The organism is Pseudosulfitobacter pseudonitzschiae, assembly GCF_002222635.1.
GTDB lineage: Bacteria > Pseudomonadota > Alphaproteobacteria > Rhodobacterales > Rhodobacteraceae > Pseudosulfitobacter > Pseudosulfitobacter pseudonitzschiae_A.
This window is the reverse complement of record NZ_CP022417.1, coordinates 231,009-247,242: the sequence shown is the minus strand read 5'-3', so window position 1 is coordinate 247,242 and position 16,234 is coordinate 231,009. Positions and strand designations below refer to the sequence as shown.

At 57.6% G+C, this 16,234-nt stretch carries 12 protein-coding genes and 1 pseudogene; 10 read left to right on the top strand and 3 right to left on the bottom strand.

Going from position 1 to position 16,234, the window contains the following annotated elements; translation table 11 throughout:
* Positions 1–45: 45 nt before the first annotated feature.
* The 6 genes and pseudogenes from SULPSESMR1_RS25965 to SULPSESMR1_RS20685 form a co-directional block, all read left to right on the top strand.
* Positions 46–258, top strand: a pseudogene (locus SULPSESMR1_RS25965) (BapA/Bap/LapF family prefix-like domain-containing protein); the annotation flags it as partial.
* Between the two features lie 66 nt (positions 259–324).
* Entirely contained in the window at positions 325–819 is a 495-nt protein-coding gene (locus SULPSESMR1_RS20705) for a hypothetical protein (RefSeq protein WP_157729075.1), read from the top strand.
* Positions 819–2,111 (top strand): TolC family protein, encoded by a 1,293-nt coding sequence (locus SULPSESMR1_RS20700; protein WP_240311390.1) that lies wholly within the window; start codon positions 819–821, stop codon positions 2,109–2,111. The genes SULPSESMR1_RS20705 and SULPSESMR1_RS20700 overlap by 1 nt, the downstream gene beginning before the upstream one ends.
* Positions 2,112–2,140: 29 nt before the next feature.
* Complete coding sequence (locus SULPSESMR1_RS20695) at positions 2,141–4,276, top strand: type I secretion system permease/ATPase (RefSeq protein WP_089422936.1); 2,136 nt, start codon at positions 2,141–2,143, stop codon at positions 4,274–4,276.
* A 14-nt stretch (positions 4,277–4,290) separates the two neighbouring features.
* Positions 4,291–5,445, top strand: a complete 1,155-nt coding sequence (locus tag SULPSESMR1_RS20690; protein WP_434223023.1) for an HlyD family efflux transporter periplasmic adaptor subunit — start codon at positions 4,291–4,293, stop codon at positions 5,443–5,445.
* 73 nt (positions 5,446–5,518) lie between these two features.
* Positions 5,519–6,865 (top strand): BamA/TamA family outer membrane protein, encoded by a 1,347-nt coding sequence (locus SULPSESMR1_RS20685; protein WP_240311389.1) that lies wholly within the window; start codon positions 5,519–5,521, stop codon positions 6,863–6,865.
* Here SULPSESMR1_RS20685 and SULPSESMR1_RS20680 read toward each other — a convergent pair.
* From SULPSESMR1_RS20680 to SULPSESMR1_RS20670, 3 genes are all read right to left on the bottom strand, one after another.
* Positions 6,862–8,121, bottom strand: coding sequence for a glycosyltransferase (locus SULPSESMR1_RS20680; RefSeq protein WP_205387997.1), 1,260 nt, complete (start codon positions 8,119–8,121; stop codon positions 6,862–6,864). The genes SULPSESMR1_RS20685 and SULPSESMR1_RS20680 overlap by 4 nt on opposite strands.
* A 108-nt stretch (positions 8,122–8,229) precedes the next feature.
* Positions 8,230–8,868 carry a response regulator transcription factor gene (locus SULPSESMR1_RS20675; RefSeq protein WP_089422934.1) on the bottom strand — a complete coding sequence of 213 codons (639 nt, stop codon included), beginning with the start codon at positions 8,866–8,868 and terminating at the stop codon, positions 8,230–8,232.
* 175 nt (positions 8,869–9,043) lie between these two features.
* Entirely contained in the window at positions 9,044–11,002 is a 1,959-nt protein-coding gene (locus tag SULPSESMR1_RS20670; protein WP_089422933.1) for a hybrid sensor histidine kinase/response regulator, read from the bottom strand.
* Between the two features lie 297 nt (positions 11,003–11,299).
* Between SULPSESMR1_RS20670 and SULPSESMR1_RS25095 the strand changes: the two genes are divergently transcribed.
* From SULPSESMR1_RS25095 to SULPSESMR1_RS20650, 4 genes are all read left to right on the top strand, one after another.
* Entirely contained in the window at positions 11,300–12,916 is a 1,617-nt protein-coding gene (locus tag SULPSESMR1_RS25095) for a BapA prefix-like domain-containing protein (RefSeq protein ID WP_157729074.1), read from the top strand.
* Between the two features lie 266 nt (positions 12,917–13,182).
* The gene (locus SULPSESMR1_RS25090) at positions 13,183–14,658 is read left to right on the top strand and encodes a BapA/Bap/LapF family prefix-like domain-containing protein (protein WP_157729073.1); all 1,476 of its coding nucleotides are present in this window, start codon (positions 13,183–13,185) and stop codon (positions 14,656–14,658) included.
* Positions 14,659–14,674: 16 nt separating this feature from the next.
* Positions 14,675–15,217 carry a hypothetical protein gene (locus SULPSESMR1_RS20655; protein ID WP_089422932.1) on the top strand — a complete coding sequence of 181 codons (543 nt, stop codon included), beginning with the start codon at positions 14,675–14,677 and terminating at the stop codon, positions 15,215–15,217.
* A gap of 14 nt (positions 15,218–15,231) precedes the next feature.
* Entirely contained in the window at positions 15,232–16,197 is a 966-nt protein-coding gene (locus SULPSESMR1_RS20650; protein ID WP_157729072.1) for a response regulator, read from the top strand.
* Positions 16,198–16,234 lie beyond the last annotated feature (37 nt).

The window sequence follows — 16,234 nt, the reverse complement described above, 5'->3', positions numbered from 1 at the left end:
GGGGACACAAGCCGGTAAGAGTGCAACTATTTGAGTGAGACACCAGTGACTACTGGAGCAACCACACAGGCCAAGGGCGGAGATCGAACAAGCAATGCGCGTGTGATAACCCGACGTGTGCTCGAAGAGCCAACGGATGTGTCGGTCAACGCTGCGATTCTTGCCACTGACAAGGTTGGAGCGGATCTTGTCGTGCGCCTGTCAAATGGCGAAACGCTGACCATTGAAAACTTCTTTGTTATCGGGCCAGAGGGCGATTTCAGCCGTCTTTTGTCGGCCAGCGGAGCCCCGGTTCTGACCGGTCTTTTGGGGCCGGAACCCGACATGCCACAAGACACAGAACTTACTGCGGCCATGCAGCCGGCCCAAGGTATTGGGCCCGCAAACGCGGAAGATATCAGCGCCGGTGGTACTGAACCGCGCGATACAAGCGACTGGGGCGATACAGCCTTGATCGCAGGGGCGGGCCTGTCTTTGGGCAGCGGCATCGGTTTTTTGTCCGAGGATGACAGTGACCCTGCCCCTGCTGCTGCCACAACCGAGACACAATCTGAAACACAAACAGATCTCGCGCTGGAAATAGAGGCGTTGACAGGGCCGGAGGACGCAAACCTGCATCCATCTGAATTCGAAGCCAGCACGGCCGAGTCTTCGGATGAACAAGCCGAGGAATCTTCTTTCGGTGTTGATGATGCTAATGCCACTAAAATGCCTGAAATCTCTGGTTTCCTTGATTCAGATTCGCCCGACCCTAACCTGTTGCCCGTTCCCGACCTGCAGGATTCGCTGCTTGAAGATCTGATAATGGAGGTCATTTGATGATCGCACTGCCCCGACCCGGACTGACCGAACAATCATCGCGCATTGGCGGCAAGATTGCCCCTTTGGCCGCGTTGATGTTGGCGTTGGTCCTGGCCCTGCCCGCTGCCGCCCAGATATCACTGCAATCGGCAGTGCTTCAGGCAACCGAGCGGGACGGAAACATCGGTGCTCTTCGGCAGACGGTTGCAAGCCGTTCGATCGACATTCAGGCGGCACGGGATGGCTATTATCCCAGCATCAGCATCTCGGGTGACAGTTCCACAACGGATTCAAACGGTCCGGGGATCACACTGACTGTATCGCAGGTGTTGTACGACTGGGGTCTGATCCGCAGCAAGATCAACGCCGCCTCGCAAGTGCGCGTACAGGCTGTGTCCGACCTGAAGATGGCTGTCGAAGGGCTGTCTTTGCAGGTTGCCGAATTTTTTATCGACATCGAAACCATCGACCTCAAGATTTCGCGAACGCGGGCCTATACGACCTTTGCCCGCAGAATTGCAGGTCAGGCACAGGATCGTTCCAGCGCCGGCATCAGCGACAACGGCGAAGTTGCGCGTGCGCGGCTTGAGATCGCGCGCGCCGAAGACCAACTGGCCCAGTTGATCGCCAACCGCAGCATCGCGTTGTCCCAGATTGAATTTCTGGTTGGACGTCAGGTCGGCGGGGTCCAGTCTCCCCCCGAGCTGGGCTTTGCCAGCCGCTATGCGCAGCCCGAAAAAATCCGGTCTTCCGTGCGCATCGCTCCCACATATATCGCTGCGCGCGCAGCCGCTGACGAAGCGGCAGCAGGCGTAGAAACAGCCAAAGCATCACGCCTGCCCACCATTAAATTGCAGGCGCAGGGCCGTGCCGATCTGAATGGCGGCAGAAGCCGCACAGCGGTCGGCATTTCGACCGGTGTGGACCTCAGCTCAAGCGGGCTGGGCCGGCGCAATGTGCAATCCGCCGAACTGAACTTGCAGGCAGCCAAATCCACGTTGGGGTCTGTCGAACGGGATTTGATCAACACAGCATCAAGCGCCCGCCAGCAAATAACCATTTTGCGCACCACCGAACGCTCGCGCAACCAGCAGCTGACCGAAGCACAGCGGGTTCTGGACAATTACGAACAGCAATTTATCGGAGGCCAGCGCGAGTTGCTCGACTTGCTGACTACGGGCCGTGACCTCTACGACTCGCAAATCGACAAGATCGACACATACGACGAACGCAAGCGAACTGAATACCGGGCTGCGCATGATCTGGGCGTGTTGGGCACGCTGATTATTTCCGCATCCACAACGCAATAAATGACCTGCACAAGAAACTGGAAATTTGCATGAAAGACGCAGCACCCTCAGACCCGCTCATTGAAGGCCTCGTCGAACTGTGTCGTGTGCAGGGCGTTGCGACCTCGGCCAGCCAGATGATGGACGGCCTTCCCAAAACCGAAGGCGGCAAAACAAGCGAAAGCCTTGCAACGCTGGCCTTGCGTCGGGTCAACATGAGCTGCCGGATCAGCCACGAGTCTCTTAAAGACTTCCCTGACCACGGCCTGCCCGCGCTATTGTTCCTGAACAATGGGCGCACCGTTGTTCTGGAAAGCATGACCAGCACTCAGGCCAGCGTTATCATGCCAGAATCTGGTGGGGGGCGCAGCCTTTGGTCGCTGGAAGAACTGGAAACGCTGCACGACGGGCGCATTCTCGTGTCCAAGCCGATTGACATCGTCTCTGACAGGCTGGACGCGAAAAGCAAAGACAGGCGCCACTGGATCCTTGGTCCGGTGCTTGGCAACTGGGTTATTTACCGTGACGTCATCTTGGCGTCGTTTGCCGCCAACACACTGGCTGTCGCCACCGCGATTTTTTCGATGCAGGTTTATGACCGCGTCGTGCCAAGCAACGCCTTCGACACGCTCTGGATTCTCGCCAGCGGGGTCGGCATTGCCATTCTTCTAGAACTGGCCCTGCGGTTGATGCGTGCAACGTTGGTCGACGTGTCTGGTCGCGACCTTGACTTGCGGTTGTCGGCGCAACTGTTCGACAAGGTGGCGAACATGCGGCTGAAACACCAACCGGCTTCGACGGGTGTGTTTGCCAATCAAGTGCGCGATTTCGCAACAGTGCGCGAATTTTTCACCTCTGGCACGGTGACTGCAATCTGCGACTTGCCCTTTGTTCTGATCTTTGTGGGTGTGATCTGGTTTATTGGTGGCCCTATCGCATTTGTGGTGCTGGCGGGCGTCATCGCGACGATCCTGCCCGGTATCTTGATGCAAAAGAAACTGGCGCGCGCCTCTCGCGAAAACACACGCGAGGCAGCGGCGCTGAACGGGCTGCTTCTGGAAACCATCTCGAACCTTGAAACGGTCAAGGCATCGCGCGCCGAAGGACGGCTTCAACGGGCCCATGCACAACTGTCGGCAACTATGGCCACCACCGCAATCAAAACGCGCAGCATCACCAACGTCATGACCCAGTTGGTCAGCACGATTCAAAAGCTGGCCTATGCCGGTGTGATCATCGCGGGTGTCTATCTGATCAGCGCGGGCGAACTGACCGTTGGCAGCCTGATTGCCTGCACGCTGTTGTCAAGCCGCACCATGTCCCCGATGGGTCAGGTTGCAGGATTACTTGCGCGGTGGCAGCAGGTGCGCGCGGCGATGGAAGGGTTGGACGAAATCATGGCTCTGCCCGTCGAACGCCCCAGCGACCGGCATTTTGTGCGCGCGCCTTCCATCGCAGGCGGCTACAAACTCGATGATGTGGTGTTTCGCCACGACCCCGAAGCGCCCCCCATCATCTCAATCCCCGAACTTACCATCGAAGCGGGCGAACGCATTGCATTGCTGGGCGGTAATGGTGCGGGCAAATCCACCCTGCTGCGGTTGATGGCCGGACTGACGGACCCGCAATCAGGCAGCGTACTGGTCGACAGTCTTTCATTGTCCCAGATCGACCCAATCGACCGACGCCGCCAGATCGGCTATTTGCCGCAAAGCGTTGCCCTGTTTCAGGGAACATTGCGCGACAATCTTTTGCTGGATCACGGGCTGCATAGCGATGAGGAATTGCTAGAGGCGCTGGACGCCGTCGGACTCGGCACCTTCGTGCGCAGACACGTGCGCGGTCTTGATCTGCAATTGCAGGGCAACGCCAATGTTTCGGGCGGTCAACGCCAGTCGATCGGCTTGGCGCGGGTTTTGCTGCAAGACCCCAAGGTGGTTTTACTGGACGAACCGACAGCGGCCTTTGACCACATCACGGAAAGCAAGGTCATCAGCCACATGAAAGACTGGCTTGACGGTCGCACCACGGTCATCTCGACCCACAAGCGCGAACTGCTGGCGCTGACCGAACGCGCCATCGTTCTAAAGGATGGTCGCGTCGCGCGTGATGGCGACCTACTGCAAATCCTCAATTCGGCGCGCGCCAATTCGGTCAAGAACCGTCCGGTGAAAGCAGTTACATGAGCAGCGCGGATGCCATGACATCCAGCCATATGGATGGCAGCTACCGCAGGCAAACTCTGAAGGTGGCAAGGCTGACCATTCAGACCATCGTCGTGACACTTATCGTCGCCGTGACTTGGGCCGCGCTGGCGCAGATCAACGAAATCACACGGGGCGACGGGCGCGTGATCCCTTTGCGGCGGATGCAAACCATCCAAAGCCTTGAGGGCGGTATTCTGTCGCAACTGGAAGTCAGCGAAGGCGACATCGTAGAAGAAGGCCAGATACTTGCCCGGCTTGACCCCACGCGGTCACAATCCGCCTTTTTGTCCGCGCAATCGGAAATCATCGCCCTGACGGCAGAGGTTGCACGCCTTCAGGCCGAAGTGCTGGAAAAGCCCGAACTGGATTTTGGGGCCGATCCAAACCCCGCCGAGGTCACCGAACTGCGCCTGTTCAACGCGCGCCGCACCAAGCTTGAGGCATCGCTGTCCGCTTTGGAAGCGGAACAGACCGCAATTCAGGAACAGATCGACATCACGCGCCCACTGACTGCAAGCGGGTCGGTCAGCCGTATCAACCTGTTGCAGCTTGAACAGAAAAAAGCCGAAATCGATGGCAAAATCAGCGAAACCCGAAACGTCTATGTTCAGGATTCCTATAAAGATCTGGCGCAACGGCGGGCCAAACTGCTGATGATCCAACAAGATCTGATTCAGAAGCAAGACGAGTTTCAGCGCACCGAAATCCGGTCACCTGTATCGGGCCGCGTGAACAATATCGACATCACCACACTTGGTGGCGTTGTGCAGCCGGGTGAGCCGATTATGGAAATCACGCCCACCGACGACCAACTGATCATCGAAACCAAGGTGCAGCCGCGCGATGTGGCATTTATCGCCCCCGGTATGCCCGCCAGCGTCAAGATCACCGCTTATGATTTCTCCACCTACGGCGATCTGCGCGGCACTGTCATCCAGATTTCGGAAGACACCGTGGAAGAGGACACGCCCCAAGGTCCGCAGGATTTCTACCGCGTCATGGTGAAAACCGAGCGCAGCTATCTGGAACGCCAAGGCGAACAGTTTGCCATCCGCCCCGGCATGATCGCCCAAGTCGACATCGAAAGCGGAAAACGGTCTGTACTCAGCTATCTGACTCGCCCCCTTCTCAAAGCTAGACTACAATAGCTGTTCGGGGTTCAGGGCCGCTGCTGGCCTGCCCCCGATGCAGCGACGCACTGAACAAGAAAGAGACTGCCCCTTGCCCAGACTGCCACACCGACTGGGCGCCGCCTGCCACGGCGCCTTTGATCGAGCCAAGCCCCTTTTGATACCTGCGGCCTGTGGAATCGCACTGGCCGCTGGCACGCCCGCCCTGTCACAGATGGTCAACGCAATCGAAGTGCGCGGCGCACAATTCATCCCCGAACAAGACATCCAAATGACCTGTGGCGCCGAAGCGGGGATCGAATATATCGACCTTGAACTGCGCGCGATCGAAGACTGCCTTATGTCCACCGGCGTGTTCGAAACGGTGTCCCTGTTTCGCGAAGGCGACACGCTGGTCATTGATGTGCAAGAGCTGGACACCCGCCCCGGACGCATTGATGCAACGCTGGCCTATGTGTCTCAGGATGGCGTCACCGGCAGCCTGTCTTACGAACGCTACAACTTGTTTGATCGGACCTATGGTGCGGTCAATCTTGAATTCGGTGCCGAAGTGCAGCGCTACAGCCTGAACCTCTTTCGAACCGAGGCATTTGAAACCGATTTTGATCTGGGCTTTGAACTGGCAGGCGGGCGCGACGACTATGACGACCGCAGCTATACGCACGAATCGCTTCGTGCCGAAACATACCTTGGATGGGCACTGTCGCCATCAACACGCTTCGAGGCAGGGATCGGCTACCGCGATCACCGGCTTTATGATCTGGATCCCGCCGCCAGTGCTTTGTTGGTGCTCGAACAGACTGACGGAATTTCGGCACCTTACGTGCGACTGGGCCTGCGCCATGAACAGATCGCACCCGCCGAGGATGGCAAGGAAAACTGGGACCAGTTCGGCTATCGCATCAGCCTTGATCAGTATTTTTGGAACATAGGCTCTGATGACCCGCTCAGCGACACCCGTCTCGAGACGCAGATGCAGTTTCCATTGGCCAGCAACATGCGGTTGCTGTTCGGCTTTGATGCCGGAGCCGTCAGCGGAACCAGCGGCAATGCCACCCGCGCAATCGACCGTTTCTACCCCGGCGCTGACACGTTCAGAGGGTTCGCCCCGCGCGGCATCGGCCCCCGTGATGGCACAGACGCACTGGGCGGCAATACTTTCGTCAAGGCCTCTATCGAATTGCAGCGTGACTTTGGCGAAGTGTATCGCACGCCGTTCCACGCGGGCATCTTTCTGGATACGGGCGCAAGCTGGGGGCTGGATGATACCCTTGGCGGCACCATTGACGACAGCTGGCAGCGGCGCAGCAGCCTTGGCCTATCGGTGGTGTTCGATGTGGGTAAAACACCCGTCTCGCTTTATGTGGCGACACCGATCGAACACCAGCCGGGGGATGAACGTCAGGTTTTCGGTTTAAGCCTCAGCACCCGTTTCTAGGGCACATCCCCCTCGCGGGGGCTGCCCTTTGTCCGCGCCGCGCGGTTGATCATCGCCTGTTTGAACAAACCCATATAGCGCGGCGCGACCGTTGACAGATCGTATTGGCGGCGCGTCATTGCGCGGGCGGCCTGACCATAGCGCAAACGACGGGCCGGATCATTCCGCAGTTCCAGTGTTGCCGCTATCCACGCGTCATCATCATCGGACAGCAGTTGTCCGTTGATGTCATTCTGAATCAGCTCCGCAGCATAGCCACGGTCGGGCGCAAGTACGCACCCGCCCCGTCCCAGAATCTCGACCAGCCCCCAATTTGCGACACCGTATTGCAACGGATAGTGAAACAGGTCGACTTCAGCGACCCGTCTGGCAAATTCGTCATAGGGCAGCTTGCCCGGGAATTCGACGACTTCGGCCGCGCGAGGATATTTCAACATCAGGTGGTCACGAAAGTTCGCAACCTTGCCATCATGGGCCCGTTGAACGGCTTGATCCTCATAACCATAGGTTGGCACACCGGCACCACCAAAGGCGACAAATTTGGCATCAATGCCCTGCCCCACCAGCTTGTCGACAACCCGCATGAAGGTTTCGAACCCCTTGGCTGACGACAAATCACGCGATGCAAACCCGATGGTGAACGCACGCACGGATGGTGCGACCTCCGGCTCTGGCATCGCGGAAAAATCGAACCCTTCCAACTGAACTTCGATGTTGGATTGCAGCGCCTTGGGAAACATCTGTTTGGCATGGCGGCTTGGGCAGATCACCAGATCGCTGCACAGCGCCTGATGGAAATTCAGCATCTCGGCGTTGCGATCGGTCATCCTTTGCGACAAATCCGGCGGATAGGCCGGATCCCAACCATGCGCACGGAAACTGGGGAATTCTATGTAGCTGACAATCGCAGCGTCAACTTCATCGTACAAAAAATGCGGCGCGCCCCAAAGCGAATGGGCCACCACAACATCAATTTTTCGGCGCTTCTGAAAGGTCTGCAATGCTGTAAGCACACCCCGCGAGATGCGCGCCGAACGCTCGACCTTGGCCGAATAGTAATAGCTTTGATCACCGACGATCTTACCATCCGGCTTGAACCCCAAAATATGAGAGCCCCGCGCGCGATTGCGTTCCATATGGCCCGCAGTTGTCAGAAAAAAGCTGTCAGCCATGCCTGTCTGGCGCAGATAATCACACAACCCGCCGAATTGACCTGGATAGACGGCCCCCACGAAAACAATGACCGGTTTCGTCAATTCACAATGGTCCCATGTCAAAAAGCCACGTCATGCTTTCAACCTACATCACCCATACTTAGGCACGCAACTCATGCGTGACCTGTGCCATTCTGGACATTCTGGTGTTCAGAAAATGCCATTGTCGCGCGCAACGATCACCGCTTGTGTGCGGTTGTTGGCGCCCAGTTTCGAGCAGATGGATTTGACGTGCATCTTGACGGTGGCTTCCGCCAGTCCAAGATCGGTTCCGATCTCGCGGTTTGGCTTGCCCTCGGCCAGCAGCGCCAAAACGGTCATTTCGCGTTCGGACAGCGAGGCGCCGGTGTTTTCGCGGGTCTTGACCCGCTGCCGGTCGATCAGCTCGACCGGAACATAGCGACCACCAGCAGCCATAAAGCGGATTTCATTTGTCAGGTTTTTAAGCGATTCCGTTTTCAGCACAATCCCCGCGCCCCCCATCGACAGGGTTTCCGAAACCACATGCGGGGTCGGATTGCTGGTCAGAATACCGACCGGCTTGCCGCCATTTCGATCAATCGCTTTACTCAGCCCCGCAATTCCGTCCATGCCGGGCATGTCCAGATCGACAAGAACCAGATCAAAAGGGCCCGCGCTGTCGATCTGGGCCAGTGCGGCGTCAAGGTCGGGCGCTGTCAGTGCCTCGAAGTCGGGAAGCGCAGACAAGAATTGCTTGAACATCTCCAAAATCATTGCGTGATCGTCGGCGATTAGAACCCTCAGGACTTCGGGTTTTGAGTTATTCATAAGTTCCACTTCAACCTGTCTCGGTTTTCTTCTCACTTAAAGTAACCAGTCTCGGCCAGTCTGGTTCCCAAATAATGCTAACAACCTGGCGAAGCCATAAGGGATACTCACAGCAGCAACTCTTTGGTCTTATCTAAACTTAGTTGATGAAACAATCGCCAAGCAATCCAAGTCATCATTCCAACTCTTCAATCACACGTCCGGTTACATCCAAAGCCACTTCAAGATCCCCAAGTTGCTTTCTCGCAATCGGCTGCGCTGCGTCCGCCAACAACTCCAGCTCTCGCAAGGTACGCTCCAACAGCTTTAAACCCGTCAATCCACATGCCCCTGTTGCAGCATGAATCATCCGGCCCGTGTCAGCGCGTACACCATTTTGCAGAATGTCCTCAAACACTGCCCCTGCTTCGGAACGGGCACGGCGCATGAATCCGCGTGCGGTATCCAGACCCAATTGTTCGATCAACTCCTTGACCATGTTGGGGGCCAAAGGTTGCGTGCTTGAACAATCACTGCCCCGCCCCGACTTTTGACCGGGCACCGGCGCGACATCACATGCGGCCGAGCGGACAACCTCGTGAACCGAACGACACAGGTCCACGCTTCGGATCGGCTTTTCAAGCAGTTGCGCCATCCCGAGCTTGAGGCAGGCAGCGCGCAAATCTTCATCAATATGCGCAGTCAGGCCCAACATCTTGCCCTGCCATGCCAGCGCGCCGGACGATTGCATCCCGATGATCCGCTGCACCAGTTCGATCCCGTTGATATAGGGCAAGGTCATGTCGGTCAGCAGCAGGTCAACCTTCTGAACCGCGTCAGCATTTTGCAAAACTTCCAGCGCTCTCAAGCCATTTTCCACCGGAATCACGCTTGCCCCTGCCGCGCGCAGACAATGCACCAACCAGTCACGACTGGACGGGCTGTCTTCGACCACAAGCACACCAACTCCGGCCAGTGTCTGTCCATCAATTGTCTCGCCTTTCGGGGCGATTGTCGCGGGCGCGATCTGATCAGCCGGGGCCAAATCGAAACGGGCACGAAGGATTGTACCAATCACCTTGGAATCTGTACCAACTGCAACGGCTTTTCCGTCTTCCCCTCGATCCAGAACCTCTAACGTGCCGCCAAGTTGGCCCAAAGCATGGGCAAGCACATTCAGCCCTGCCGACGGGCGCCCGTCCTTTGGACCCGTCGCCGCACCCGTCTGTCGGGCCAGTGATATATCCGCCAAATCAATGGCGCGCATCAGCCGAACCTTCTGCGCTTCGGGCAGTCCCCCACCCAGATCGGACACCTCGACCAATATCGCCACCTGGGCATTAGAGGGTTCGCGTGTACACGCGACATGAACATCAACCGCCGTACCACCATATTTAACCGAATTGTCGAACATGTTCTGCAACAGCGCCCGCACGAACCGCACCGGCCCATGCACATGCACGTCCTCGGCCGGATCAAGATGCAGCGACACCGCAGTACCGCGCGCGCCAGCGATTGGTTTGATCATGTCCAGCGTTGCGCGAACCTCTTCGGTCAGACTAAAATCTTCGTCGGACTGGATATCGGCTGTTGTCAGCTCGCCCCGGATAACCTTGATGACATTGTCAATATGGTTCAGCGCCAGTTGCGCAGACCGCTGCATTTGATCGCGCCGTGCATCAGCCGTGGCGGCGTCGACCTCTTCGGATTGAAATATCGCATCGGTCGCTGCCAGCAGTGATTGGATTGGTGTTCTCAGATCATGCGATACCCGCAACAGCGTCGCGGTGCGCGTGCGGTTGCGCAACAATGCGGCCTCTTGATCCGTTTCGGCCAGTCGCAACAGGAAACCATCCGCCGTGCCCAGCGGCATGTGAACCAGTTCGCCTTCAAGCTCGGTGTTCTGAAACTTCGTCGACACTGCAATGCTTCCGGCACGACGGGCCCGTACACACAGGGCGGGCCAGTCAAATGCCTTGACCAACCCTTCCGCGTCCATCCCCACCCGCGTTGCAGGCGCGTTGGACAACAGAACCTCTGCCTTGTCAGTCGCGAGAATCACCGCACGACGATCCGTTGAAACAAGACGCGCAATTGCCTGAAGAACAGGTCTTACCTTGGCCGCATGTGTTGAAAGTTCTGTTTTTCGTGTCATTACTCTCTCCAACGGCAAACCGCCACCTCTGGTAAAGTGTAGGGCCGGGGCATGAACACACTTTAAACGTGCAAGTGCCCTAAACAAAAGACTCTATCCCAACCGACCCCCTGTCAACTCCGGCGCAACGGGCTTCCCACATCATTTAATGGAAGTGCAACAAGTTGGCTGATTTCAAGAAAGCCGCAAACTCAAAGCGCGAGTCATATTGACTGCAACTTTAGTATGTGTTTTCTCTATTAGGTATGTAAATCCAAACTTTAGATAGTGCGGTCGCGCCGCGCAGAGGATGTTGAGATGGCTACCACAAAAATTCAAGCTGGGGCGGCAGCGAATGTTACCATTGCAGCCACCAAAACCGATATTGCCCGCTACGTTAAGTCTGGCGACAATCTGATTGTTGAGATGAACAATGGCCAAAGTATCACGGTCACCGATTTTTACAGCCGCGCTGCAGGCGGAGAGACCCACAAACTGATGTTGGCCGACGGCAGCTTCAGCGGGGTTGAAGGGCTTGATGACGCAACCGACGAGGTCGCGGGTCTTGGCATGAACATGGAAGAGATCGGCGCAGGGCTTGCGGCACTGGCGACCGGTCTGGTTGCGACCAACAGCGGCAGCGACGATGATACGCCGACCGAGCCGACGGACCCGACAAACCCCACCGATCCAACTGACCCGACCCAGCCTACCGACCCGACAGAACCAACGGAACCTGCCGTCGAGGGACTGCTTGACCCCGTTCTGGCAGATGAAGGGCTTCTGGGCGATCTGACCGGAAATGACGGCCTTTTGGGCGCGGTTACAGGATCGGATGGCCTGCTGGGTCAGTTAATTGGTGATGACGGCTTGCTGGGCGACGTCACCGGCTCTGACGGACTTGTCGGGGGCCTGCTGGGCGGTGGCCTTTTGGGCAACAGCGACGGATCGGGCAGCCTGACGGGCGGTCTGGTGTCTGAAGACGGTCTTTTGGGCGGAGTTCTGGGTAGCACCGGTTTGACTGATGGCCTTCTGGGAGAAGGCAGTGCTGTAGACGGTGTTCTTGAAACGGTAGAAGGCGTTGTTGACGGCATTCTTGGCGATCAAGGCATCGTTGGCGGCCTGCTTGGCAGCACCGGTCTGACGGACGGAATTCTGGGGCAAGACGGTATCGTTGGCGGGCTTCTAGGCGACGAAGGCTTGCTCGGCGGTGTGCTGGGTGGCGATGACGGCCTGCTCGGTGGCGTGCTGGGCGACGAAGGCTTGCTTGGTGGCGTGCTGGGCGATGACGGCCTGCTCGGTGGCGTGCTGGGCGACGAAGGCTTGCTCGGCGGTGTGCTGGGTGGCGATGACGGCCTGCTTGGTGGCGTGCTGGGCGACGAAGGCTTGCTCGGCGGTGTGCTGGGTGGCGATGACGGCCTGCTTGGTGGCGTGCTGGGCGACGAAGGCTTGCTCGGCGGTGTGCTGGGTGGCGATGACGGCCTGCTCGGTGGCGTGCTGGGCGACGAAGGCTTGCTCGGCGGTGTGCTGGGTGGCGATGACGGCCTGCTTGGTGGCGTCTCTGACACTGTCGAGGGCTTGATCGGTTCGCTTGGCGCAGATAGCGGCCTGCTGGATCCGGTCATTGCCGATGGCGGACTGCTTGGTGATGTCACCGGCAATTCCGGAATTCTGGGCACCGTAACAGGCTCGGAAGGCATTGTTGGCGGTGTAGTCGGAAACGACAGCCTGTTGGGTGATATAACAGGCGAGGAAGGCCTGATCGGCGACTTGACAGGTGTTGGCCTGCTGGGTGACGGCACCGACGAGGACAGCGCAACGGGTGGCCTGCTGGGCGGGCTGACCGATGGCCTGCTGGGCGGTGACCTTTTGGGCGGCCTGACAGGCGACGATGGACTGCTGTCCGGCCTCACATCGACGATAGATGGCGTGTAAACAGAGTATTTCCACATCGAGCCTAATAGCAAAAGCCCCGCCAAATGGTGGGGCTTTTTCGATTTCCGGTAATAGCCTTTTATTTACATATAGTTAGAGATGTATTTGGCGCGGAAAACCTGGAAAATCCCGACACTTTCCACCCCGCACAATACAACCAGAAGCGTTGACACATATACCTTTGGTGTGTTCTTACATACTTAAGAGTAACATACATACTTAAGCATAAGCGCGTGTTTTACGCAGTACCATCAGGAGTTAAAAAAATGGCAAACTCAAGCATCCAGGCGGGCCCAGAAATCGGTATCCGGATTGAAGCGATGCGGACGGATATCACCAACTATACCCGTCGGGGCGATGACCTGTTCATTACCCTCAAAAACGGCGACGTGATTACCGTCAATGATTTTTACACGCCTGCGGCGGATGGCTCATTGCACAGCCTGGTACTTGGTGACGGCACGGAAAGCGGCGTCGAGGGTGATCCCGCAGCAGGTGCAGGCGGTGCCATGCAGGATGAAGGTTTGGTCGCCGCTGCAGTGGTTGGCGGCTTGGGCCTGCTTGGCGCAGCCGGTGGCGGCAGCGATGATGATGTTGACGATGGGGACGCGGATGCTGATGCCGACGCGGATGCTGATGCGGATGCCGACGCGGATGCCGATGCTGATGCCGATGCCGATGCTGACGCGGATGCTGATGCCGACGCAGATGCGGACGCAGATGCGGATGCAGATGCTGATGCCGACGCGGATGCAGATGCCGACGCGGATGCCGACGCGGATGCCGATGCCGATGCCGATGCTGATGCCGACGCAGATGCGGATGCAGATGCCGACGCGGATGCCGATGCTGATGCCGACGCAGATGCGGATGCAGATGCCGACGCGGATGCAGATGCCGACGCGGATGCCGACGCGGATGCCGATGCGGATCAGGGCTTCCTCGACCCTATCATCTCCGATGACGGGCTCTTGGGTGACCTGACCGGCAACAACGGTTTGCTGGGCGACATCACAGGATCCGACGGTCTGCTGGGTGACCTCGTAGGTGAGGACAGCCCCCTTGGTGATATTGCGAATGACCTTCTCGGCCAGCCGCTGCTGGGGGATGGCGTCACTGGTGAAATGGGAATTCTGGACGGCTTGCTCTCGGACAGTGGTCTGCTTGGCGATATCACTGGCAACAACGGTTTGCTGGGCGACATCACAGGGTCCGACGGTCTACTGGGTGACCTTGTTGGCAACGATGGACAGCTGGCTGATGTCACCGGCAACAGCGGACTGGTTGGAGAACTGACCAACACGGGTGTCCTTGGCGATGGCAACTCGGACGGCAGCAATTCGGGTCTACTGGATGGGCTGACGGGCGAAGATGGCCTGCTGGGTGGTCTTCTCGGCGGCAACGATCTGCTGGGCGGTCTGACTGGCGAGGATGGCCTTGTTGGTGGCCTGCTCGGCGGCGGCGACCTGCTTGGCGGTATCACCGGTGAGGATGGCCTTGTTGGTGGCCTGCTCGGCGGCGGTGACCTGCTTGGCGGTATCACCGGTGAGGATGGCCTTGTTGGCGGCCTGCTCGGCGGCGGTGACCTGCTTGGCGGTATCACCGGTGAAGACGGACTTGTTGGTGGCCTGCTTGGCGGCGGTGACCTGCTTGGCGGTACGCTCGACAACCTGACCGAGGGGACCGATCTTTTGGGCGACCTCACCGGCGGCTTGGGTGGTGACGGCACCCCGGACATTTGATCGGGAAACGCACCTCATGAAAATCGGATATGGCCCCTCATCAAACCTGCCAGCAAAGGCAGAAGCGAGGGACCATTCCACTGCGCTGACCGGAACGCACCTGCCCAAAAACTCTTTCCGGTCAGCCTTTTTATTTTGTAGCCGCGGTGACACAGCCCCTGCCGGACAACAAAACAATGCTGAGACCGGCACACCCCGCACCAAGGCAGACCCGGAGCGTTTGTCGGCCGTATCCTACGACGTTGATCTGATCGAGATTGACTGCGCCCCGCCACCGGTCGTCAAAACCGAAAAACCGAAAACCAGCATTTCGGCATTTCTTTTTATCGGACTGATCTACGCCAACCTGTCGGCTGCCGTTGCCTTTCTACTTGGGGCCAGCCTTGGGACGGTAGCGCTGACCTATGTTCTGGGTGGTGGCGTGGCCGCGGTCGTGTCGTCTGTTATTCATGCGATGCTGCAACGGAGTGCGACCAGCGAAGACGAACATGGAAAGCGAAAATCGCGTCACGAACCACATGCGCGCAGCCAAAGATGCGAAACCGCAAAAGCCAAATAACGAGGTCGAAGAAAATGAGAATTCTTGCCGTTGACGATAACCCTTTCATTCTTGATTTTCTGCCGGCCATTCTTCAGAAAACCGATTTTCCGGATGTGAGTGTAGCGGCTTCGGGTGCTGAAGCGCTTGCCATTCTGGCCGAAGCAGACGCGCAGTTTGATTGCCTGTTGCTGGACATTGTCATGCCCGAAATGGACGGTATCACCCTGTGCCGTGAAATCCGCCGTTTGGATGCCTATCGCAACACGCCAATCCTGATGCTGACCTTGAAGTCGGATCCGACTTCGATCGAACAGGCTTTTGCCGCTGGTGCAAACGACTACATCACCAAACCGTTTGAAATCAAAGACATCGCAAACCGGTTGCGCGTTGCAAAACGCATGATGGAAACAACGGATCAGTCACCGCGTCTTGATCCGCAAACGATGCGGGCCCACGGTCTGCCCGGCATCCACAGGTTCGGGTTCGAAGATCCGGTGCATATTCTGGGCATTGACCAGTTGGTGCTGCCTTTTTCGCTGGGCAACTACCTGTCGCAGCTTGCACGCAACACTCTCAATATTTGTCAGGTTTTTGCGGTGAAGATCGACAACATTGAAGACCTCTATACAAATGGATCCAGTCGGGAATATGCCAGTGCCATCGCGGCAAGTGCCCAAGCGATCGCAAAGGCTGTCAATTGCCCGCAACTTCTTATGGCATACAACGGAAGCGGTACGATTCTCTGCATCGTGATCGAAGAAATATCCGAGCTCTGGGTCGATCTTGAAGATAAAATCCAGGCCGAGATGGACAAGCTGGACCTGCTTTATGACGACGGTCGCCAGATGAAGGTTGCGCTGTCGACAGGGCGACCGATCCAACCCTATGCCAACCGGACCCAAAGAGTTAAGTTCACCTTTGACCGGGCAATTCGTCGAGTGGACGCCCGTCAGAAAACAAAGCTGGAATCACATTCCGTTTCAGAGCCGGCATCTTAGTTGTCGCCGCTTTTCTCGAATAAAGCTGCCTCGCGAA

Coding starts and splice junctions, on each gene's coding strand:
- SULPSESMR1_RS20705 (WP_157729075.1), top strand. CDS start 325: ATGCCACAAGACACAGAACTTACTGCGGCCATGCAGCCGGCCCAAGGT.
- SULPSESMR1_RS20700 (WP_240311390.1), top strand. CDS start 819: ATGATCGCACTGCCCCGACCCGGACTGACCGAACAATCATCGCGCATT.
- SULPSESMR1_RS20695 (WP_089422936.1), top strand. CDS start 2,141: ATGAAAGACGCAGCACCCTCAGACCCGCTCATTGAAGGCCTCGTCGAA.
- SULPSESMR1_RS20690 (WP_434223023.1), top strand. CDS start 4,291: ATGACATCCAGCCATATGGATGGCAGCTACCGCAGGCAAACTCTGAAG.
- SULPSESMR1_RS20675 (WP_089422934.1), bottom strand. CDS start 8,868: ATGAATAACTCAAAACCCGAAGTCCTGAGGGTTCTAATCGCCGACGAT.
- SULPSESMR1_RS20670 (WP_089422933.1), bottom strand. CDS start 11,002: ATGACACGAAAAACAGAACTTTCAACACATGCGGCCAAGGTAAGACCT.
- SULPSESMR1_RS25095 (WP_157729074.1), top strand. CDS start 11,300: ATGGCTACCACAAAAATTCAAGCTGGGGCGGCAGCGAATGTTACCATT.
- SULPSESMR1_RS25090 (WP_157729073.1), top strand. CDS start 13,183: ATGGCAAACTCAAGCATCCAGGCGGGCCCAGAAATCGGTATCCGGATT.
- SULPSESMR1_RS20655 (WP_089422932.1), top strand. CDS start 14,675: ATGAAAATCGGATATGGCCCCTCATCAAACCTGCCAGCAAAGGCAGAA.
- SULPSESMR1_RS20650 (WP_157729072.1), top strand. CDS start 15,232: ATGAGAATTCTTGCCGTTGACGATAACCCTTTCATTCTTGATTTTCTG.